At 42.9% G+C, this 21,704-nt stretch carries 26 protein-coding genes, 1 tRNA gene and 1 pseudogene; 4 read left to right on the top strand and 24 right to left on the bottom strand.

Features of this window, described 5'->3' with window-relative positions; genetic code table 11:
* Window positions 1-66 precede the first annotated feature (66 nt).
* From NSQ58_RS22470 to NSQ58_RS22400, 15 genes are all read right to left on the bottom strand, one after another.
* Window positions 67-288: a DUF1450 domain-containing protein gene (locus NSQ58_RS22470; protein WP_007429791.1), complete on the bottom strand. Its 222-nt coding sequence runs from the start codon at window positions 286-288 to the stop codon at window positions 67-69.
* A 23-nt stretch (window positions 289-311) separates the two neighbouring features.
* Window positions 312-614 (bottom strand): heme biosynthesis protein HemY, encoded by a 303-nt coding sequence (locus NSQ58_RS22465; RefSeq protein WP_013309686.1) that lies wholly within the window; start codon window positions 612-614, stop codon window positions 312-314.
* Between the two features lie 261 nt (window positions 615-875).
* The gene (locus NSQ58_RS22460) at window positions 876-1,142 is read right to left on the bottom strand and encodes a hypothetical protein (RefSeq protein WP_023987991.1); all 267 of its coding nucleotides are present in this window, start codon (window positions 1,140-1,142) and stop codon (window positions 876-878) included.
* A 135-nt stretch (window positions 1,143-1,277) separates the two neighbouring features.
* A complete protein-coding gene (locus NSQ58_RS22455) occupies window positions 1,278-2,498 on the bottom strand; it encodes a M14 family zinc carboxypeptidase (protein WP_316243525.1) in 1,221 nt (406 codons plus the stop codon).
* Between the two features lie 119 nt (window positions 2,499-2,617).
* The gene (racE, locus tag NSQ58_RS22450; RefSeq protein WP_023987989.1) at window positions 2,618-3,427 is read right to left on the bottom strand and encodes a glutamate racemase; all 810 of its coding nucleotides are present in this window, start codon (window positions 3,425-3,427) and stop codon (window positions 2,618-2,620) included.
* Between the two features lie 208 nt (window positions 3,428-3,635).
* Window positions 3,636-3,959 carry a YtxH domain-containing protein gene (locus NSQ58_RS22445; RefSeq protein ID WP_023987988.1) on the bottom strand — a complete coding sequence of 108 codons (324 nt, stop codon included), beginning with the start codon at window positions 3,957-3,959 and terminating at the stop codon, window positions 3,636-3,638.
* A 96-nt stretch (window positions 3,960-4,055) separates the two neighbouring features.
* A complete protein-coding gene (locus NSQ58_RS22440) occupies window positions 4,056-4,703 on the bottom strand; it encodes a helix-turn-helix transcriptional regulator (protein WP_023987987.1) in 648 nt (215 codons plus the stop codon).
* An 8-nt stretch (window positions 4,704-4,711) separates the two neighbouring features.
* Window positions 4,712-5,152, bottom strand: coding sequence for a DUF86 domain-containing protein (locus NSQ58_RS22435; protein WP_023987986.1), 441 nt, complete (start codon window positions 5,150-5,152; stop codon window positions 4,712-4,714).
* Window positions 5,153-5,176: 24 nt separating this feature from the next.
* Window positions 5,177-5,464: a Dabb family protein gene (locus NSQ58_RS22430; RefSeq protein ID WP_013309679.1), complete on the bottom strand. Its 288-nt coding sequence runs from the start codon at window positions 5,462-5,464 to the stop codon at window positions 5,177-5,179.
* Window positions 5,465-5,544: 80 nt separating this feature from the next.
* Complete coding sequence (locus tag NSQ58_RS22425; protein ID WP_316243524.1) at window positions 5,545-5,970, bottom strand: phage holin family protein; 426 nt, start codon at window positions 5,968-5,970, stop codon at window positions 5,545-5,547.
* A gap of 206 nt (window positions 5,971-6,176) precedes the next feature.
* Window positions 6,177-7,313 (bottom strand): polysaccharide deacetylase, encoded by a 1,137-nt coding sequence (locus tag NSQ58_RS22420; RefSeq protein ID WP_341058219.1) that lies wholly within the window; start codon window positions 7,311-7,313, stop codon window positions 6,177-6,179.
* Window positions 7,314-7,828: 515 nt separating this feature from the next.
* Complete coding sequence (locus NSQ58_RS22415) at window positions 7,829-8,347, bottom strand: hypothetical protein (RefSeq protein ID WP_341058566.1); 519 nt, start codon at window positions 8,345-8,347, stop codon at window positions 7,829-7,831.
* Window positions 8,348-8,672: 325 nt separating this feature from the next.
* A complete protein-coding gene (locus tag NSQ58_RS22410; protein WP_071558942.1) occupies window positions 8,673-8,945 on the bottom strand; it encodes a hypothetical protein in 273 nt (90 codons plus the stop codon).
* A 983-nt stretch (window positions 8,946-9,928) separates the two neighbouring features.
* On the bottom strand, window positions 9,929-10,522 hold the full coding sequence (locus tag NSQ58_RS22405; RefSeq protein WP_341058218.1) for a hypothetical protein: 594 nt from the start codon (window positions 10,520-10,522) through the stop codon (window positions 9,929-9,931).
* Complete coding sequence (locus NSQ58_RS22400) at window positions 10,519-10,848, bottom strand: hypothetical protein (RefSeq protein WP_341058217.1); 330 nt, start codon at window positions 10,846-10,848, stop codon at window positions 10,519-10,521. The genes NSQ58_RS22405 and NSQ58_RS22400 overlap by 4 nt, the downstream gene beginning before the upstream one ends.
* 177 nt (window positions 10,849-11,025) lie before the next feature.
* On the opposite strand from NSQ58_RS22400, the gene NSQ58_RS22395 reads away from it, so the two are divergent.
* Window positions 11,026-11,610 (top strand): helix-turn-helix domain-containing protein, encoded by a 585-nt coding sequence (locus NSQ58_RS22395; RefSeq protein ID WP_007429779.1) that lies wholly within the window; start codon window positions 11,026-11,028, stop codon window positions 11,608-11,610.
* Window positions 11,611-11,816: 206 nt separating this feature from the next.
* Here NSQ58_RS22395 and NSQ58_RS22390 read toward each other — a convergent pair whose 3' ends face one another.
* The 4 genes and pseudogenes from NSQ58_RS22390 to NSQ58_RS22375 all read right to left on the bottom strand — a co-directional run bounded on the left by NSQ58_RS22390 (window position 11,817) and on the right by NSQ58_RS22375 (window position 16,601).
* Window positions 11,817-13,514 carry a ribulokinase gene (locus NSQ58_RS22390; protein ID WP_341058216.1) on the bottom strand — a complete coding sequence of 566 codons (1,698 nt, stop codon included), beginning with the start codon at window positions 13,512-13,514 and terminating at the stop codon, window positions 11,817-11,819.
* Between the two features lie 112 nt (window positions 13,515-13,626).
* Window positions 13,627-13,807: pseudogene (locus NSQ58_RS22385) on the bottom strand (class II aldolase/adducin family protein); the annotation flags it as partial.
* A 338-nt stretch (window positions 13,808-14,145) separates the two neighbouring features.
* Window positions 14,146-15,252 carry a GntR family transcriptional regulator gene (locus NSQ58_RS22380; RefSeq protein WP_053325140.1) on the bottom strand — a complete coding sequence of 369 codons (1,107 nt, stop codon included), beginning with the start codon at window positions 15,250-15,252 and terminating at the stop codon, window positions 14,146-14,148.
* 197 nt (window positions 15,253-15,449) lie between these two features.
* Complete coding sequence (locus NSQ58_RS22375; RefSeq protein WP_341058215.1) at window positions 15,450-16,601, bottom strand: sn-glycerol-1-phosphate dehydrogenase; 1,152 nt, start codon at window positions 16,599-16,601, stop codon at window positions 15,450-15,452.
* Window positions 16,602-16,769: 168 nt separating this feature from the next.
* Between NSQ58_RS22375 and NSQ58_RS22370 the strand changes: the two genes are divergently transcribed.
* Window positions 16,770-16,973, top strand: coding sequence for a hypothetical protein (locus tag NSQ58_RS22370; RefSeq protein ID WP_023987976.1), 204 nt, complete (start codon window positions 16,770-16,772; stop codon window positions 16,971-16,973).
* Between the two features lie 113 nt (window positions 16,974-17,086).
* Here NSQ58_RS22370 and fabV read toward each other — a convergent pair whose 3' ends face one another.
* A complete protein-coding gene (gene fabV, locus NSQ58_RS22365; protein WP_023987975.1) occupies window positions 17,087-18,268 on the bottom strand; it encodes an enoyl-ACP reductase FabV in 1,182 nt (393 codons plus the stop codon).
* A 168-nt stretch (window positions 18,269-18,436) separates the two neighbouring features.
* Window positions 18,437-18,793 (bottom strand): winged helix-turn-helix transcriptional regulator, encoded by a 357-nt coding sequence (locus NSQ58_RS22360; protein ID WP_075154014.1) that lies wholly within the window; start codon window positions 18,791-18,793, stop codon window positions 18,437-18,439.
* Window positions 18,794-18,990: 197 nt separating this feature from the next.
* Between NSQ58_RS22360 and NSQ58_RS22355 the strand changes: the two genes are divergently transcribed.
* On the top strand, window positions 18,991-19,521 hold the full coding sequence (locus NSQ58_RS22355) for an NAD(P)H-dependent oxidoreductase (RefSeq protein WP_341058564.1): 531 nt from the start codon (window positions 18,991-18,993) through the stop codon (window positions 19,519-19,521).
* Window positions 19,522-19,614: 93 nt separating this feature from the next.
* Here the strand turns inward: NSQ58_RS22355 and NSQ58_RS22350 are convergent.
* Window positions 19,615-19,698 (bottom strand) — tRNA-Leu (locus tag NSQ58_RS22350).
* A gap of 377 nt (window positions 19,699-20,075) precedes the next feature.
* Here NSQ58_RS22350 and NSQ58_RS22345 point away from each other — a divergent pair.
* Window positions 20,076-20,516, top strand: a complete 441-nt coding sequence (locus tag NSQ58_RS22345) for an N-acetyltransferase (protein ID WP_341058212.1) — start codon at window positions 20,076-20,078, stop codon at window positions 20,514-20,516.
* 14 nt (window positions 20,517-20,530) lie between these two features.
* Here the strand turns inward: NSQ58_RS22345 and NSQ58_RS22340 are convergent, their stop codons facing one another.
* A complete protein-coding gene (locus tag NSQ58_RS22340) occupies window positions 20,531-21,049 on the bottom strand; it encodes a GNAT family N-acetyltransferase (RefSeq protein WP_023987972.1) in 519 nt (172 codons plus the stop codon).
* A 70-nt stretch (window positions 21,050-21,119) separates the two neighbouring features.
* On the bottom strand, window positions 21,120-21,635 hold the full coding sequence (locus tag NSQ58_RS22335) for a hypothetical protein (protein ID WP_341058211.1): 516 nt from the start codon (window positions 21,633-21,635) through the stop codon (window positions 21,120-21,122).
* Between the last annotated feature and the right edge of the window lie 69 nt (window positions 21,636-21,704).

The following is a 21,704-nucleotide window of genomic DNA, read 5'->3' as shown; positions in this document are numbered from 1 at the left end:
TACATCCATTAGCATGGATCAGAAGAAGGAGAACTATTCAAAAATTGCGAATGCTGCGTACTGGAACTATTTGATAAAGCGCGCAGCCTTCTCCAATACTTCATCCTCTGTGGCCGCACTCACATAACGTCCGTTCACATATACAAACGCTCGTTTCCCACAAGGACCGCAATACGATTTGCAGCCGATTTTGATCTCGGCATCTGGTGCCATCTTTTGCAACTTGGGCAAGATCGTTTTCAAGCGGATATGATTGCATTCATCACATACGCGAATATCATTGGCCATCTGTCATCCCTCCGAGCTCCGGCTTAGTGGTCGCCGTGATTACCTTGGGAAGGGTTAGTAATGACAAATCCTTCTTCGGGGAAGTACAAGTAATCAATTTTTACACCATCCAGCAGCGGCTGGCCGTTTTCCAAAATTACGTCAATGCCTTTATCTGTAGATACGACAGTATCTGTTTCTTTAGGCGTGTCCAAATCCAGCCCGTAATGAGCATGATCTCCATGAGCATGAGTAATAACAACGCGCAGGCTCTTCCCTTGATTCTCTTCCTTATCCAGTTCAAGTTTCAATACTTTAGCTGCGTTACGAGTAATTTTGCAGTTCATCAAACTTCATCTCCTTCATATTCATTAAATGAAATGTGGTTCATTGGATACATATCCACACCACACAACCTAGCGGGTAAAATCAACAACTCAAATAATTAGCCTCTATCCCAGAGGGAAAGAGGTACTATGGCAGCATAGCTGCGTCTGAAACATCATCATGAGCCAATAGATCACAATTATATTCAGCATAGCAAAAGGCAATATTCCTATTGTAAAGAAAATCGAGAAAAATCGCAATCACGAAATTCATAAGCTTATCTACCGAACACGTACATGCTGCTTTTCAAGCACATCTGGATATTTTCGTTCGGCACGGGTGACAAACCAATTCATAAGCAATAGCGTCACACCAATATCGTCGATGGGCATAAATGGCATGACATCAGGTAATACCCAATAGAGCAATACAGGCACCGCAAAGAGTAACTTTTCTCCCAGCGGAATCCTTGATGAAGTAATAAATCGGGGCATACGACGAAATACATGTGACCATTGACGGAGAGATAGTAATCTTTTCCACTTCATAGTTGTTCACTCCATTTCCAATGCTCCTAAGTATATATACCCCATTGAAGGGACATGTAAAGAGGAACACTTATAAAAAACGTGTTCCTCCTAATACGTGCAAATGATTCGATACGTTTCAGTAGGCCGAATTTTTCACCATGACAGCACTGTTGCCATTAACATGCCCACTTCTGCTGCAATATCATCGTAATCACGCATGGGCAGCGGATTTACACCTAGACCGACTTCAACGGTAAACCCTGGTTTACCAAATCGCTGTATAAACCAATCCTTGTACCCTGCATCGCTCCCACCCAGCTTTACCGCCCGGTACCCTGTTGCGGCAGCTAGCCGTAAGGCCCAATCTCGGCTCTCCTTAGGCTCTAGATCCCGATAATTCCAATAGATCTCCTGTCCCTGACTGTGTATGGATAACACCATGTCGAACTGTTCGCGCTCCGTCAGATCGGCAAGCGCCTTGGACTCTGGTTCAGACAAAGGTGCAGGTCCTGCATAGTCTCGTCGAGACGGACCTATTTTACCGCGTCTGCGTACCTCTTCTTCCCAATATGCCGGAAATTGATCGTTGAGGTCGACACCACGAATATTGGCCTTCCAACCGCGATAATCAGCACGTCCTTCATTCCACTTTTTGAGATCATGATACAACGGATGAGTTGGGAGTACACCTTGTTGCACCAGCTCTACCCCATCCGGGTTGACCATCGGAACCACCCATAGGGATGTATGCTCCAGCAAATCCTGCGGAGAACCTCCATACACCCATTGAGAGGTCCCTATATGTTCTTCAGTCCCATCGATCCCTTGTGCATATTGCTCTATAAAACGCAGCAAACAAGGCGTCGTCAGCCATTCATTAGCATGAACAGAAGCATTGGCATGAATTTTACGCGTTCCCTGCCCAATACGTACATAAGGAATATCCTTCCCCATGACACTGGTGCCAATGCTGCCAACTTCAATAAACGGATATCTGAGGGCCAAGGCCGCTAGGTCTTCCTTTAAATCTTCATATCCATATTCTCCACGTAATCGTACAATCTGATCCTGATGGTCTTCAGGAATAACAATAGTTTTTCCTTCCGTAAAATCATGCTCCGCAAGTCCTGGATTGTCTAGCCGTAACTCATCAAGCTCCACACCAAACTGCTTGGCAATCTGTCTTGCATACTCACCAGGCTGAATAACGTATTTACGATCCGTAGACGGACGAATATATAACACTTGACCACTAATCAGATAGGGTTGCGTGGCGGCCCACGGATTATCTACGATCAAAGTATCCGCCGATAGTTTAAAATCCGAGGCGACCCGGTGCAATGTATCTCCTTTTTGAACGATATATTCCCTCATCTTACTACGCCCCTTCCATCTGCCTTACTGCATGTTATGCAGACGCGGCGTGTCTTGATGTAGCGAAAAGCAAAACAACCGACTTCTTTTGTCCAATGACAAAAAAGTCGGCTGTCTCATTAATCCAAATTGGTGACTTGCCAGACGACAGGCGTTTGGCGAATTTGCTCCCCGAGCCACTGTGCGGCAATGCGCTGGAACAATTCAGGATCGCCGGAACAAAAAAGCTGATGCACCGGCGTTTCGTCCCCAGCTTCCAACTTGCCTTTGTTATACAAAATGGTACTCGTCTCACGCGCCGTTTCATCTGCCGAGCTAATGAGCTTTACTGCAGGCCCCATGACTTCTTGAATCGTTTCCTTCAAAAAAGGATAATGCGTACAACCAAGAATCAGACAATCAATCGGATACGTTTGAATAGGTCTCAATGTCTCCTCCACAACCTGCGATGTCGTCTTGGAGCGGAATAACCCTTGTTCCACCAATGGAACAAGCGCAGGACAAGCATGGCTCACCACGTCTACATAAGGAGACAATTGCTTGAGCGCAGCTGTATACGCTCCGCTTCGAATCGTACCGACAGTCCCAATCACCCCGACATGCCCGGTAGCCGTCGCGCTAATCGCAGCACGAGCCCCAGGGTGAATGACTCCGATCACCGGAATGGATACCTTTTGGCTTATATAGTCCAATGCCGCGGCAGTAGCCGTGTTACAAGCAATAATAATGACTTTCGGATCAAATTGAATCAGAAAATCAACCATTTGCTCTGTAAATTTTTTAACCTCTTCCGATGGTCGGGGGCCATACGGAGTGCGCGCAGTGTCTCCAAAATAAATGATTTTTTCCCGTGGAAGCTGACGCATGACTTCTTTTACAACCGTCAAACCTCCTACACCGGAATCCAATATTGCAATCGCTTGCTGCACGTACACACCGCTTCCTTTTTTGTTCAAATATGAGTTGTTTCATCTCGGAAAGCTATCCGTTGCTACATACCTTATGTTGTATTAATGTAAAAGGTACCCCAAAAGATTACCCTAAAACGAGGAAGTGATCAATAAAAAGGCTCCACCCCAACGGGAGAAGCCACGAATTCAAACCGTATTCAGTGTTTCACCTACGTTTTACAGACCGTTACAGAGCATCTTTTTCCGTATCTTCTTGAACAGTCGCTGATGAAATACTAACCTCAGGAATAATTTCACCCTTTTTACGCCATTGCCCGATTTCATGAATGACGGCTGAGGCTGTCTCCTTAATTTTGTCAGTATACTCAATTGAGGTGTCTGAAATTTTCCCCGCTAGCTCCTGTCCCTTATCACTTACGTTGCGCGCCTGATCTGTAATATTCTGACGCAGCTCACGACCAGACTTAGGGGCAAATAACAAAGCAGCAACCGAACCAACAATGCTGCCTGCCAACGCGCCTCGGATAAAACTTTTGCAGTTCTCCTTCATCATCATCTCTCCCTTGTGCCCGGGCGAATGCCCATCTGTTAGTGCATTATAAGCATGGAGAGCTTGTCATGATACAGGAAACAAGCCTGAAAAGTTTTACTTTTTTTTAGAGCGGATACGATACAGGCAACAACGTCCCCCATCCGCCAAACAATCCTCACGAACAACCTCGGCATCAAGCAGCTCCTCAAACATTTGCTGCTCGCATTCACAAGCCTTGCGGTAACGTCCTGCAATTTGTGAGATAGGACAGTTGTATTCCACAATAGAGTAGCTACCGTCCTCTTCCTCTCGCCACTCTGCCATATATCCGGAAGCATTTTGGATGCCCGAAAGCTTTTCCACACGTGAAGCCAGTGTAGTCTCCCCCTCCATGTGAGGGGCGTAGCGCTTCATCATTTTACGTTTTCTACCATCAAACAGCGAGTAAACAGCTTCCATTCCCTGCTCTTCGTCCAGCTCCTCTAACAGTTCCAGTAACAGATGATCATAATTACGAGGAAACTGCTCGCTTCCCTGCTCGCTCAGGCTGTATAAAAACGTCGGACGTCCCATCGCCTGTCTCACGATCGTAGCCACGATCAGACCATCCTGCTCCATCAATTTGAGATGCCTGCGCACTCCCATTTCGGTAATGCCCAATTGAGCTGCCAAGCTTCCGACGCCCACAGGTCCCTGGGTTTTCAATAATGTCATGATCATGCGCCTAGTGGGCATTTCGGGTACGATATACTTATCCGTCACTTTTGCCTTTACACTCCCTCGGGCTGGGGACCCAATTCCTTATTTAAATAATCATGCACGTTAGATGCAAAAAGCTCCAGCAACCCAGGCAGCTTTGGTGTAAGCGGGTGAAGGCTTGTCCGGTCCCAATGGAAGTACTCCTGTACTAGGGGTTTACGTAAGCCTACCAGCTCTACTAGCGAATGAAATACGGTATCATCCAGTACACCTTCCTCATGAATGATACCGATAATATCCTCATAGCTACTAGCGTCACGCATAATAAATCCGTCGATGATATAGCTTCCTACGTCCGTTACCGTCTCAATTGCCAGATGAAGGCAGCGCTCCTGCACTAGCCCCTGCAACAGATCGCCGTTCCAGGCAGCAGAAGTCTGGCGAAGTCCGGCGACAATGTCGGGAACAGCCCCTAGTCGAAGCTCAATTTGTTCCCGGTTGACATAATACAAGGTCCTGCACCTCCAGTAATCGCTTTAGATTTCATAATCAACTGCGATAGATACATCCTTTACTTCATTCATGTGTACAATAATTTCCTGGTGCACAGGGTGTACCTGATACGTTTGCAAATCCTCCAGTGTTTCGACAACAGCAGTAAGGGAAATATCATAAGAACGTTCCGAACGAATCACATCCGTACCTACTTCGAGTGACAGCAGCTCTTTGATTTTGCCGTTCATGCTGCGCAAAATGGATGCCGTGTGCTCAATGCTTTCGGGGGAGCGGTCTTTCAATTTGAACAAAACAATATGTTTAATCATGCGTATAGGCTCCTTATCTTAAAATGTTCTCTTGAAAATTTTATCATAACGCCCCACATACGGAAAGAAACTTTGTAATTCTAGCGATCTTTTCCGCCATTTTTACCATCAGACTCCTTGTCCTTTAATAGGGCAAAAAAATTCTTGAGCTTCGGTGGGAGCGGCAGACCCATTCGTGAACAGTTTTCCGTAATAGAGATCAATTCATTGGATAAATAAAAATACGTTGTCGCCCCTTTCATGATTTCGGTACCCATCAGGAGATCCACGTGATGCGCCAAAGAAATTACCATTAGCATTAAAGCCTTTCTAGCCAGCCCCCAAAAGCCGGCTTTACTGCTTAAACCTTGCCCAGTCTTAATTGCTGCGGCGACTCCAGTCACATAATCAACAGCCATTGCAACCGTGAATAGCACCATTAGCTGATTCCAGCCGCCAAAGGCAAACGTAATAAAGGCTCCTGCGGTAGCACAAATCATACTAAACATACTCGGATTAATATTCATACCTTCCTCCTCTCGGGGCGGTTACTGTAATATATGCAGCGACGTGATAACCCGTAAAGTCATATGACCTGTGCATAGACATGAATTCATAGATTCATATAAACCATGCTGCAAACTTCACATTTTCGAGCAAATACAACAAAAAGACACCTTCCAAACCACTATACAAATGGTTGAAAAGGTGCCTTTTCTTTCATGCTATTCAATTAACGATGATCATTCCAAAAATTAAGCGGAGTCAGGTTATCATTCAACGGCTCGAACGAATATCCTTCTTTCTGCAAGGCCGCCATGATTTGTGGAAGCACCTTGATCGTAGATGGCTTATCATGCATAAGAACGACTGGTGTTCTGCCTTGCTTTTTCAGTCTCTTAATATCACTCAGGACCGTCTGTACAAAATGCTGTGGATTTTTAGTATAACGCCAGTCATTGGAATCTATGTTCCAGTCCCAAATATGATAACCTGCACCCGTCAGTTGATCACGATATGCTTTCTTCAAATACGGTTTGCTGCCATAAGGTGTACGAATCAAAGAAGTGCGTTTCCCTGTGGCCTTAAATAAAATGTCGTTATCCTGATTCATCTCTGCCAATGCTGCTGCCGGGGATGCATAGATTTTCTTCACCTGATGCGTCATCCCATGCAAGCCCAAACCGTGACCCGCCTCTACCATTCTTTTCATCACTGCGCTATGTTGACGAATTTCAGGTCCCAGCATGAAGAAAGTAGCCTTTGCATTATATTTATCCAAAATATCTAGCAGCTGCGACGTATGCGCCGTAGGACCATCATCGAAGCTCAAATAAATCGTACGACTGGAAGGCTTGGCATTTTCTGTGCTGCCTGTATTGCTAGTTTTGCCTGGCTTGACAGCTGCGTACTGTTTAATTTCCGCCGCGAATGTATTCAAGAACTGAGCATCAGACAAACTAGCGTTTGCATTCTGAATTCGATACAGATTACTTGTAGGAACCGTAATAGTGAAGCCGAATGCATCGGTCAGAGTGCGAATTGGCACCATCGTGCGTCCTCCACGCTCGAACACATCCCCCTGGTTCAAATTCAGCGTAAAGCTGCGATTATGTCCAGTCAGTACCAATGTATTTCCGTTGGCCGAAGTAGAAATCCCCATCTTTTGCCCTAATGTAACGATAGGAACATACAACTTATCATTTTTCATTACGGGCTGAATGGTATTCGAATCTAGCAACACATCATTGACCCCCAGCAAAGGAGCCTTCGCTTGTGCACTCGCCGTATTCGTATGTATACCTAGCAAACCCAAACAACAGATTGCCATCAAGCATACAGCCATCCATTTTGCATTTAAAAGCTTCATTCATTACACCATCCTGTGCTGTATTTTATAATGTGCGGGAGCTATCTCTAGCTTGTCTATGAAGTTATACAGACATGACGATATAGACATGGCAATATAGACATTCACTCAACATATAGAACATAAACGCGTATGAACCGACTGAACCTGACGTCTTTTCGTTCCCCCTATATATATTAATAGATTAACAGACTATAGTAGGTAAATATAGTAAAACAATTTGAAAACAATCTCGCAACCCCCCTGCCAGAGAAGGTTACAAATTTGTGAATAAATTGGCCGGAGTTAATAAGAGTACAAGCGATTAGTAGATTCTTTTGATGGAACTAGAACCTACCAGAAGAAAATGAAGGTAAGGTACTTGGAGCAAGATACAGTGGTATCTGAAGATTCTGGGTTTCTAATAGAAAATGGAATGTCAAAAAGGAGTATTATTTAACCCATTTACTTGATACTAGGTGTTGATATAAAAGAAAGACCTTGAGGATTGCCGCCCCCAAGATCTTTCCGTTTGCCTATTCTATTAATGATACCTCGAACCTCTTTTTAACTTCATCCAGATAATTAGCAAGAAACAAATCCTTATTTGTAAATCCTAAATAATATTCGTAGTCTTCCTCATCAATAGACGAATAATATTCCTGATGGAATAAAACATTGAAATGTTGTTTAAAATCTGAACCCTTCTTAATGACAATACATCTAAATAAATTATCAATTTCAATTGCTTTAATAATTTCTTCTTGTTTCATCGCCGAAAACCACATTATTTTCGGCGGTGTCTGATTCGGTTCATCCCAATGAGGTATAGATTCCCCCCATGGCAATACCCACTCAGAATTCACAAAAACACACCTCTCTAAGATGAATTCCTGTGTATTTACATCAAATAAATCCATATTCCTTTCGTAAAAGGAAAATAATATAATTGAATCCTTTTCAATAAATAAGCTTATCAAGTCAGCAATGTTCTCTGTTGACATATTATGCTTAATCACACCATAAGGCTGTTTAAAATTTATTTTCAAATTCATCATCCTATTCATTCGAAATAATAGTAATCCAATGTGGTTCTACCTGTCTTCGGGTCAATGAATTAAAAATGCATTGGAACATATTGATCAGGATCATAGATTTATTATCAGTCAAGAAGTTTTAATAACAAAGACCACAACACGAAACTATCTGGTATTGTGTACAGGCATACTAGGGGAATATTATACGGGAGCAAAGAGGGTTAAGTTCGTTTGGACTTAGCCGCCCCATTCATTTGGCACCGGGTGGCGGTAAAAGAAAGACCTTGAGGGGATTTACTCCTCTCAAGGCCGTAAACTACAGTGGGTTCTAAGTCAAATTATACTATTTAGAAATATCCACATTGATTCTTTTTAGCTGTATCGCCAAGTTCCAATTCAAAGGTTTGGTCTTTGATGAGCTAAACCAGTTAGCCCCCTCACTTAGCCACCTAATCCTATATTCTTCGATTGACTCTGGAATGTCCTTTGCATCATCATCAAATCCAGACTCAAATCCACAACAATTACATATTTCGTGAGTTGGAAAACCATGTTTATCCCATTGAGGATAGTTCAACTCATTATAACTACAGACTGCACAAATAAATTTACTCATAATGGCATACTCATACTCTTTATGGATTGGTTGTTGTAATCCTCATGAAATAATTGTAACCGCATTTTGGTCACTACTTCCAAATTTAGGTTTATAAAGACTCCCTATGTGGTTAAATAATTCAAAATTCCACTTCAATACTTGTGCATTTCCAGCCTCTACATCATTAAAAAAACTCTAGCATCCATACCCTACCTACCGTTGTTATTTTCATCCAATGTTAGACAACTCATATTGATTCGGTACTTTTGTCGGTTTTAAAATCTCCAATCCCAGCCATCGCTACCTCCACCGGTTGACACATTTTTCAAATGCAATTGTTCTCGACTGTTCCTCTGAAAAGGATTGATTAAGTCAATACGATATTCATATCCACTCTTTCTCCCTGAATAAAATCAAACTGTGCAATTCAATTCTTTTATTAACAATATAAAGCAACTACTATGCCACCAACTTATCCAAAAACTATTTATAAAAAGAATAAAAATTACAATATAAAACCATATAGTAAAACAATATCCATTAGTCTTTACGAGAGTTGATCTGAGTCTTGTATTAGTATCACCGGATTAATCGAATAGATTTTACCAGTAATGTTTCAAAAAAAATAATAAATTTAGTGATTTTAGTACATGGCTCGCAAATATTGAAGTTCTGTGGTACTGTCCCATAGCTCACCCGAGTAATGAAATGGATTGGATACCTTCTCCAGTGAAGAAGTTATATCTCGCCAAATGTCTTAGTTATGTTACTAGACTTATAGAATTATACGGGGGCGTAAAAAAGCACCTGAAATCACCATAAGGAATTTCAAGTGCTTTATAATTTAGTTTTAAGTTACTCGTATAGTCGTCCTTTGCAGCTTTGATAATGACATAATATACACGCGTTGAAAACTGGTTACTGCTGAACAAGCGAGAATTAGTCTCGTTTGTGGTTTAATAAAGCCTCTTCTCGAAAAAAGGAATTTTTCATCTTCTTTATTATTTGGTTTCAGGAAAATTATCCTTGATTGGTGGGGTAGAGTCCCAGCTTATCAGTTTAATATGGTACTTATCAAGTAATTCATTTGAATTGGAAAATTGAGTGTTAATAGTCCTTCCATCATTTTCAAAAACTCTTCCATCTTTTTTAATGATAAAGCCTTCTTGTTCAATAAATATAGAGTCAGCAGCAGTTTGCTTATACTCGTCAGTACTATCCAAATCACCCATATAGTACTCTGCAATCCCTGGATGATAGGATATTTCTATTCTACCATTTACTTTTATTAAAGATAGAAATCTACCTCCACTGGATAAACTTTCCTTCCACTTACGATATTTGCCGCGAGCTTCATTTGAACCAATGCCATCATATTCGCATATTAAAGTATCTTGAATAACCTTTCGTTGCCCGTTAATTTCATATTCCAAACGAAATGGAAATTTCCCATATGCGATTTCAGGATGTGAGGGATTGGGTTCTAATTGAATCCCTATGAATATTAGAAGCCAAGGTAAAGCAATGAACGCTATGATTGCAAATGCCAACAACAACGGAATGCTTAGAATTAACAATGTTTTCTTCACTTTCATTTATACCTCTTCTCCTGCAAAGCCTCTATTACTGAGCCCATTTTATGGTTTCTGATCATTTGCCAAGTCTTATATGCTTTAGAGTGCCACCACTTAATTTCATACTGCGTAGGTAAGTAAACCGTTTTTCCAGTGCCTACTTCACCCAAAGTCTTGTTCAAAATTTCGTCCTTAACTACATAATTCGTTGCTCTTGCAGTATAGTTCCTATCACTTAAACCATATTTACCTAGTGAAGGTACTGCAGGATTAATTGTAATGACATTTTTATTAGTCACTATAATCCTTACAATCGTAAGAAAAGAACATATTACCTCCATTTCCATTAATAATGTCACATTTTAATATATCGACACCTTAAACTTCCATTTTTATAGGCCAAATGGACCTTATTTTCCATAAACCGGTTAAGCCCATGGGATTAAAAGAAAATCAGGAGAGGAGTCACTTGCAAACCCCCCTTCGGGTATAGTAGTATGTGGTTAAAAAAAATCGGAGGGTATATGCCTAAACAACAAGATAAACATTCCATTCAGGCGTGGTCTCTGATCAATCGCAAATATTTGGGAAAAGGTGTGCGTGTCAAACGTTTTCGTAAACCAACACGCTGTCAAGTGCGCAATCGCGTTTTGCTTGCCGTTTTGATGGCTAATGACATTAAACTGTCCCAACTTGCCGAGGAGCTTTCCATTTCCTCCCGTAGTGTCAGTGCGTGGGTATATGAAGGTCGCATTCCCGGCAACACTAATCTGGAAAAGACGTGTAATACACTTGGTTATCCGCACCATATTCTATTTAATGAAGAGGTTGTCCGGCGTTCACCACTCATCTGTCAACCAGCGCCGTCCCGTTTTATGAAACGGACTGTGACTCGTTCTCCGGTTAAAAATCGGATCTTGGCGGGTCTATGCATGGTACATGATATTTCGGTGACCGATGTGAGTCATTGGATTGGTGTTCACCCCGGTACATTTCGGAAATGGTTGCATCAGGGTACCGTTCCTTCGCAAACCTTCCAGGATCAGGCGGAACAGTTTTTCCGTATTCCAAAATCCATTTTGTTTGCTGATGCCATGCTGAAAAAGTAAAAATGTCCGTAAAAGAGAAATGGTTGTAATTTTCATGAAAGTCTTTGAAAGGAATGCATTACCATCTTTCATCCGCTGAGACTTTCACATCATGTAATTCACAGAATATAAAAATGCAAAAAAGCACAGTCTGCCGATTCCTCGGCGCACTGTGCTTTTTAGATAACAGACCTTTAAATACTTCTTGCTTATATTTTGTCAGCTTTTTAAGAATGAATGCTTGCCGTTTCAGTTGAACGTTTGGCTTCTTCCTTGATGGACTTTAGCTTTTTCATCATCGGATTGCCTCCACGTCCAAAGTAGTCGTGAAGACGGCTGTATTCCTCGTACAGCTTATCATACACGGCCGCGTTCTCAGGGATCGGCTTGAAGCTCTCGTCCCGTACACGCGCCATATGACGCGCTGCTACGACGATATCGTCGTACCCTCCAGCTTCAGCTCCCGCAGCCACTGCTGCGAACATGGCTGCACCCAACGCAGGAGTTTGGGTAGAAGCAGCGACCTTAATTTCCCGTCCGGTTACGTCAGCATAAATTTGCATCAAAAGACGATTTTTCTGCGGCAATCCACCGCACGCATACAATACGTCTACTGGCACGCCGTTATGATGGAATGCATCGATAATTTTACGTGTTCCGAACGCAGTTGCTTCCAGCAATGTACGATACACTTCCTCTGGCTTCGTCAGCAACGTATATCCGACAATCAGCCCCGTCAGGTTGGTGTCAACCAACAAAGAACGGTTACCGTTCCACCAGTCGAGTGCCAGCAATCCGGTTTCGCCCGGTTTATATTCAGCCGCTTTACGCTCCAGCCATACATGGACGTTCACACCTTCCGCAGCTGCCTGCTCCTTCAATTCGCCCGGAACAGCATGTTCCACAAACCATGCGAAAATGTCTCCTACCGCCGATTGTCCAGCCTCATACCCGTAATAGCCCGGAATAATTCCGTTCTCTACAACGCCACACATACCTTCTACTTCTTTTTCTTCCTCACCGAGGAGCATATGGCAAATGGAAGTTCCCATCGCCATCACCAGCTTGCCTGGTGTGACGACGCCTACTGCCGGAACAGCCGCATGTGCATCCACATTGCCTACCGCTACTGCCGTTCCCGGGTTCAGTCCGAGTTTTGCAGCCATATCCTCTGTTAATCCACCCGCACGGGCACCCAATTCATAAATCTCACCGCGCAGCTTCGTATCCGTCAAATTTTCTAGACGCGGATCGAGCGCTTTGAAAAATTCACGATCCGGATAACCATCGCGATGATGGTAAATAGACTTGTAGCCAGCTGTACACTGATTACGTTTCAGTTCCCCGCTGAGCTGGGAAATTACCCAGTCGGTCGCTTCTACAAAGCGGTCTGTTTGATTATAAATGTCCGGTGCCTCGTTCAGAATTTGCCAAATTTTTGCGATCATCCATTCGGAAGAAATTTTCCCTCCATAGCGGGGCTGAAACGCCTCTCCGCGCTGCGAGGCAATGTCATTTAAACGGTCCGCTTCCTCCTGTGCTGCATGGTGCTTCCACAGTTTCACCCAACTATGCGGGTCATCTTTCAGGTTCTCGTCAAAGCACAACGGTTGTCCCTGCGCGTCAATCGGCAGCATCGTACATGCTGTGAAATCGATTCCGATCCCGATGATATCGTCTGGAGAAATCCCTGTCTCCTTCATAACAGCAGGTACGGAAGTAGTCAGGACTTCAATATAATCAGCCGGATGTTCCAGCGCCCAATCCATATCCAACTTGCGTCCGCTACCAGGCAATACTTCATCAATAACTCCATGACGGTAAAGTGTTACATGTGTAGCAATTTCAGCTCCGTCAGACAGGTCAACAATGACCGCACGGCCAGACTCCGTTCCATAATCGACACCAATTGTATACTTGCTCATTTGTGTGCCTCCTCCTTTATCGTTGACCATCATAAGCGTTCGCCCCATGCTTGCGCAGAAAATGCTTACCCAGCAGCGCCAGATCCACTAAGGTGAATTCTGGATTCCGAACGAAAGAACGGTATAGTGCCAGATGATGTGTAGGCGTATCTGACGAAGGCCGAAGGTCAACCTCGACAATATCGCCTTGTAGAATCAGTACAACCAGTTGCTCCGCTTTCAGTTCTTCATAGGCCACTCCTTGGAAGAGCCAAATTGGCCTCCCATACTTCCTTTTTCAATTGTTCTAATATGTATAAAACACACCTTTTACTATCATTTCTGAAATCTGCAATGGAGGAGGTGACTGAAACTAACTTCAAATGGAAAATTACAGGAAGGTCTTAACGACCCTTTATCCTTGGTTCCGCTTTCATTATATGCTTGTACGTACAACTTAGCTAGTCTTTTTTATGTATTTTCTCGATAGATTTATGTACTCATTTTCAGAAAAAACATAGCAAAAACAGTCTATTTCTGCAATCCAGAAAACAGACTGTTCGGTATGGCGAAAAACATGCCCATCAAATATTAAGCGTTGAAGCTGTACACTTACTAACTTGTCCTTACATCTTAAGACTGATCTCCCTGCCTAGTTTTCTCCAGGCATTACCTGAACAGGCCCCGTAGATTCACGAACGATGAGCTCAGGCGGTAGAATTAACTGACGATCTTCTTCATGGTACCCCTTCTCTTCAATCATCGACAGCATGGTATCGGCAGCACGTAACCCCAATTCTTCCTTTGGATGTCGAATTGTCGTTAGCTTGATTTCCGTTGCTGTCGCCAAAAATGAATCATCAAACCCAACCAGCGATAGATCATTGGGAATGTTCAGGCCCGCCGAACGTACAATATCCAGGAGTCGAACAGCCAACTCATCATTATAGGTCACCCATCCAGTAGGACGCTCTCCCGCCTCCATCGCCAGCAGCCTCGACGCACGTTGTAGCGGAATCTCATTTTTTTCTTCTGTCCGGTAAGTCGTTACTGCGTTCGGGTGTAATGTCACTCCATATTTGCGGTGAGCAGCCACAAATCCTTTCATACGAAGAATTCCTTGCATATCATCGGTTTTGAAAAATCCGGCCAAGCGTCGGTGTCCCAGCTTAATCAGATGCTCGGCCGCCAAAAAACCACCCTTTTCATCATCTACTCGCAGACATGGCGCATCCATTTCCTCATAACGCGCATTGATCATCAAATAAGGGATTTGGCGATTTTCCACGGTTAAATAATAGTTCAGATTGGGGTTACGCTCTCCACTTTTGGTCGGTTCAATAATAATTCCGCTCAGCGGTTGACTTAACAGCATTTCTAGGCACTGACTTTCTTGCTCAGGGTCATTACCTGTGCTTGACAGCAGCATCTTGTATCCCTGGCGACTCAATTTGGATTCAATTCCCTGTACAATGGATGGGAAAATATAATCCGATATATAGGTTGTAACGACTCCAATCGTCTTTGGATCTTCGGGCTGCTTGCTGTCCCGTGTCGCGACAAAGGTTCCCTTGCCCTGCATCCGAAACAGCCAGCCTTCCTGCACCAGCTCACCCAGCGCCTGACGCACCGTTTGCCGACTAACGGCAAATTGTTCAGACATTTCATGCTCAGATGGAAGCTGGCTTTGTGGTTCCAGTTTAGATGAATGAATCCAGGACAAAATTTCTTGTTTAACTTGTATATATTTGGGCGCCATAATTTCCTCCGTACTTGCAATATCGTGTACCTGTTCATATTCCACGATTATAGCATACCGTTCATTTGTACATACAAATGTTACAGGAACAGGATATCGTCGTATTGCTGCCGGAGGTGTAAACCCATTCGCTTATCCCTTCCTTGCCACACATAACTGGCCGAATATCTAAGGACAATTTGTGTAGATGTTACACATTACGAACGAAGCAATTGATGTTCATTCATATACTTGAGTCCAGTATAGCGATCACGCAAGGTATGGGCCGTGCGCAATGCACGCGCAAGCTGTTCCTCCGTAACCCCCAGCTCGGCAATGGTAGATGGGCCTCCGACCTGAGCCAGCCATGCACGCATCTGCTCCGACGTAGGCAAAGCCCGATACACCTTAAAAGCCTCTACATCCTGACTGGCTGCTAAATCCCTGTACAGGTCAGACAGCAATGCGGATGCTACGCCTACTTTGGCACCATGCAAAACTTGCTTGCGTCCCTCTGCAATAAAATCCATTTCAATTCGGTGGGAAATATGGTGCTCTCCTCCTGACGCTGGACGGGAATGATCTATCATCAGCATCGAAATACCAGATGCAATCAGCGCATTCATCAATACCTCGACACCAGCCTTGCTGCCTGCCGCAATCTCGTCGACATGCTCTACACAGTCACGCAGAGCCTCCTCAGTAATGCGATTAGCCACAGGTGAATATGGCTCGTTTCCCAAATCTCTGGAAACATGCCAGTCCGCTAGTGAGGTGAACTTACCGAGCATATCGCCAAAACCGGCCGCAGTCATCGTCTGTGGCGCATTTGCCAGCACGGACAAATCAGCAAAGATCGCCTCTGGCGGAACTGCTTGGAATGTCTGCTTGCTGCCGTCCACAATTAGTGGTGCGCCTGCGGAGGTAAAACCATCCACCGAAGCAGCCGTCGGAACTGACAAGAACGGACGATTCATTTTATAACATACGAAGCGAACCAGATCATGAATCGTGCCGGAGCCTACAGCAAGTACAGCCTGACTATTATCCGCCACACCCAGCAGCACTTTCATAATGTAGGTTTCATCAGCAATCACATCCCCTACAGCATTCGGAGGTAAGCGGACTACATCAACTGTCAAACCTGCCTCACGAATCAGCTCAGCTACTTTTTTTCCAGCCGCCGCCGAAGTATGCTCATCTTCTACCAGAGTTACATGATGATAATCCTGTTGGTTCAGATAAGGAACAACAGACTCCAGTGCTCCATCCCGTACCTCAATAAACAATTCAACCTTTCGGTGAGGATGATCAGCGTTACTAGCCTGCGCCTCTTCGTTCCACAGCTTGATCTGCTCATTCATATTCATTTCATCAGCCTCCTGAAAAAGGAATAATTTGCACAAGAATGATCCATAATGATTAAGAGATTCCGTTTGAAAACGATTACTATTTAATTGTACGCACAAGTGTGTGTCCAAGTCCAGAGAAAAAGTACAAGTTACTTTTTAATTTATATATTCGAAAGGAACATGTTTATGAAATTTGGAACGGATATTGCCTGTGCACTTGGGTTACTGGCAGGTACAACGTTTGGCAGTGGTATTGCTTTTTTGTTCGGCTGGCAAGCTTATCGGGCACTGACTTCTGTTGCAGTCTTTGGCGTTGCGGGGATTGTCATTACCATTGCCGTTTTTCGCTTGCTGCACCGTAAGTCACTTTCCACGTCTAATTCTCGATAAATGCTGTTAGTGAAACGAGTGCAACTTGTTTTTTTGCCAATATACATAAAAAACGGGTCTCTTAAGCAATTGCATCGCTTGAGAGTACCCGTTTTTGTTTTACAAATATTCACTTATAAAGTTGTATCAACCTCTGGATTAACATCTAATTCATAATCAATTTCATCAAACCCGAATCCAAATAATTGAAGGAAATCCAGACGGTATTGTTCAAGATCGCCTAATTCAGATACATTTTCTGTAGTGATTTCGGACCAAGCTGCTTTGACAGCCTGCTGCACATCGTCTCTCATTTCCCAGTTATCCAGACGGATGCGTCCTTCTTCATCCGTTTCCACAGTGGACCCACTGTATAGCGTCTCGAACAGACGTTGTGCCTGCTCAATACATCCCTCGTGCAGTCCCTTTTCTTTCATGACCTTAAACAGCAAAGAAATATACAAAGGCACGACTGGAATAGCCGAACTGGATTGTGTAACCAAAGCTTTATTCACAGAAACATAGGCTTTTCCATGATAACGTTCCAGTTGCTTTGTTAGAGTATGTGCTGTAGCTTCCAAATCATTTTTAGCTTGGCCAATGGTTCCTTTACGATAGATAGCCTCCGTAATTTCAGGACCAATATACGAGTAAGCCAGTGTGGTTACTCCTTCAGCCAGCAGATCAGCTTCTTCCAACGCTTTTAGCCACAAGGACCAATCTTCGCCACCCATTACCGTGATGGTGTTCTCAATTTCCTCCTGCGTAGCCGGTTCTAGCGTAATTTCTGATACGACACCTGTATTGGTATTCACTGTTTTATTAGAAAAAGACTGTCCGATAGGCTTGAGAACGGAATTAAAGGTCTCACCCGTATCGGGATGTGTCCGTCGCGGTGAAGCGACACTATACACAATCAGGTCTACCTTGCCCAGCTTTTCCTTTACCAGCTTCAACGTCTCCTGCTTAATTTCATGAGAAAAAGCATCTCCATTAATGCTTTCTGCTATGTAGCCAGCTGCTCTGGCCGCTCTTTCAAAGGCTACCGTATTGTACCAGCCTGCTGAAGCCGTGCGCCCCTCTGATGCGGGACGTTCATAGGATACCCCTATGGTGTCCGCTCCCAGACCGAAGCTCGCAGCAATACGAGAAGCCAGCCCATATCCAGTAGATGCTCCGATCACAAGTACCTTTTTAGCTCCTTGTATTGATGTGCTATCTTTGATGTAGTTGATCTGACGGTTAACATGAGCCGCGCATCCTGCAGGATGTGCAGTCGTACATATGAAACCACGAATTTTCGGTTTAATAATCATTGCAAGGGTCCCCCTACTTTAGCATTCATTTAATATGGATGTAATGGTTGTCCAGTCATAACTATATAGCAAATCAGCTTGCGGCTCAACACATAACATAACACTTGAAGACAGCCGAAGAAAACTACCGTAAACATCATAGTCTACAACGCTTTTTTACTCCACTATTCATTTTGAATCATTTTCTAACAATTTCACATCTTCTCCTTGCTGTTGTCTTATTTTGATATTAGCCCTCCCCCAAGAACACATTAAGTCAATAATTTCATTTGCTGTAATTCCATATTCCGTTATATAATACTCCACTTTTGGAGGCATTTGATTATACACATGTCTACCTATGATACCATCCTTTTCAAGTTCGCGAAGTTGCTGTATAAGAACCTTTTGAGAAATGCCCGGAATACTACGCTGTAATTCACTTGTCCTTTTTCTACCAGACATTAATAAACAAATGATTAATGATTTCCATTTACCTCCGATGATCTCAAGTGTTGCTTCTATGCCTAAATTATATTGTTTCATAGTACCACCTCTTCAACGCTAAAAATAACAAAGTTTATCTAATTAATTTTATAATTGCGTATCTTCACTCTAAGTCCAATGCACACTTTCAAGTAACTATCTTACTTTATTGTGTGTATTTACTTTTTTTGAAGCATACAGAATAATAATAGAGCATCTACAAAGGCAAATATGTTACGTAAGAAAGGTGATTTATGATGAAAACTCTTGTGATTTTAGCTCATCCCCATATCGAAGATTCTAGAGTAAATAACAGATGGAAACGAGAATTACTTCAATATACCAATGAAATTACAATTCACGAAATTTATAAAGAGTACCCAAACTGGAGCATTGATGTTTTGAAAGAGCAAAAGTTACTTGAAGCACATAGTAATATCATATTTCAATTCCCTTTATATTGGTATAGTTACCCGCCTTTATTAAAAAAATGGATGGATGATGTTTTTACTCATGGATGGGCTTATGGTTCACAAGGTGATAAGTTAAAAGGAAAGAAGCTAGGGATAGCCATGTCCATTGGCGATAAAAAAGAAAATTACTCACCTACTGGTTCCATTTCTTTTACTGTAGATGAAGTTATAGCACCTTTTAAAGCAAGCGCAGTGCATGTTGGCGCGATAACATTACCCTATTTCGCTGTCTTCGGAGCCTCATTTCAAGCAAGCGACGAAGACATTAATCAGAGTGCAAAGGACTATATTAAATATATATTTCAGTATAAATAAAATAGTTATAATGGTACACGCATCTTAACCATATAAAAACAGGCTCTTGGTGGCATCCAGCCAATCCAAGAACCTGTAAATGTTAGGCTATGATGCGGTCGAGAGGACTCGAACCTCCACGGGGGTTAGCCCACACGGACCTGAACCGTGCGCGTCTGCCAATTCCGCCACGACCGCATATTATGTACTCACACCGATGTTTTTCAGTCACCGTAATTAAGATTATATCTTCCATAGAACATAAAATCAAGCCATTTTTATTTTGTATTTTCTATGAATCATTTCCGCAAATATAAGAAAATCACTGGATATCACAATCCATATATGGTAAAATGGGTCCATCAGGAAAGGAGGTGCGTCAACATCAATAATCACATGTTGAGCGTATCCCTTACCCGGTCCGTTATTCTCTAATTTACAGAGTTGACGGAGGCGCGGGATACGGATCAAAGCTTTAATTAAGCGCCACGGGTAGAAAGACCGTCCTCGGACGGTCTTTTTTATTTCAACATCATCTATAAGATTACATACTGCACTGTGAAAGAGGAGATACGATGTCGATTAGACCCGCAAATGTGGAAGAGCTCAACGAGTTGACAGCCATCTGGCTGGATGCTTCCATAGAAGCCCATCATTTTATTGCTCCGCAGTATTGGGCATCACAAGTTACCGAGATGGAAAACAGGTACCTTCCCCTCGCTCAAAACTACGTTATCATACAAGATGATCATAGCATTGGCGGCTTTGTTTCCATGTTGAATGGATACTTGGCGGCTCTGTTTATACGTGTTGATTCTCAAAGAAAAGGCTATGGCAAGTTACTACTAGATTGGATCAAGAAGCAACATGATGAGATTCAATTAAAAGTATACCAGTCGAACACGAAAGCATTTAACTTCTATACCAAAAATGGATTTACCATTCAAGCGGAATCTGTTGATGCCGAAACTGACGAGAAAGAATTTGTGATGGCATGGACAAAACATGAACGATAATGAAGCATCTTTAACTATATAGTCTTCTTATTTAACCTATAGACCTCGGTATATAAAATCTCTTTAAACGGAGCAAAATCCTGTTCAGCCAGCGCACCTGGATAGCTCATTATTTGAAGCCGCAGATCAGCCTGTCCTTCTCTTAAAGGAGGCTGTACATAGTCAAAATGGTTCAGATGAAATCCCAAACGTTCATAAAAACCAATTCTTCTCCGGGTCCATTCATCCACTGGTGGCTCAACCTCCAGTACTACCGGTTTACCGGACTGTGAAATAAACTTGCTCATAAGCTCTTTACCTAACCCGCCACCTCGTATAGCCGAATCTACGGCAATATGCTCTACAAACCGAAAATCTGTAAACTCCCATCCCGCCAAAAAAGCAATTATTTGCCCTTGTTCGTCCTTTTTGGTAAGTAAACGATAACATGGATGATGAAGCAGAGCCCTCTGTGACTCGGATGTTCTGCATTCCGTTTCAGGAAAAGAAGCCTCCATAATCGCATATACTTGAGAGAATTCAAGTTCATTCATTTATACTTTCAACTCCTCTAACGTTAACTTGTTGGTCTACTAATGTCATTTACATTAGGGCCCTAACCCTTTAGACCTTGTTTAATTCCATAAGCGTCAGCAATATGTGTTCCAACAGCTCTGGAATGTCTTCCATCTGATCTTCATTAATTTGTCTGGAAAATCGGAGTTCAATCCTGTTTTGGTATGTAGACGTCTTCTCTCCGTAAATCTGACTAAGGGTTTGTACCGGTCTAAGATCGGGCTTCCAAATTTCGGCCAGTATATTTTCAATCCGGCTGCATTGTGACTCAATCTCACGAATTTCCATGTAAAAACTCAGCAACAAGACACATCCCGGAACTTGATCTTTGATTTCCAAAATTTCCGCAGCCAAGTTGTTTAAATCCGCCTTTAGTTGAATCTCTGCTGTCACACTCGGGTGTTCTCTCAGTCTGAATTGGACAGCAAATTCACGTGACATCACGGACATTTCCAATCTGTCGATCCGCTGTGTAATGTCAATACGTGAATCCAAATTATCCAGATCGTAAACCGTATTTTCCATACCTACTTTTAAATTATCAAAAACCGTCGGGTCGAACATATTTATATTTTTCACCTCCAATTATGGAGTATAACATAACACCTGTTACTCCCAAAATAAAATGCCCCT

It is taken from the genome of Paenibacillus sp. FSL M7-0134, from assembly GCF_038007865.1.
In the GTDB taxonomy this organism is placed as follows: Bacteria; Bacillota; Bacilli; order Paenibacillales; family Paenibacillaceae; genus Paenibacillus; species Paenibacillus polymyxa_B.
Note: the sequence above shows the minus strand (reverse complement) of the source record. Positions and strands in the feature narration are given on the sequence as shown.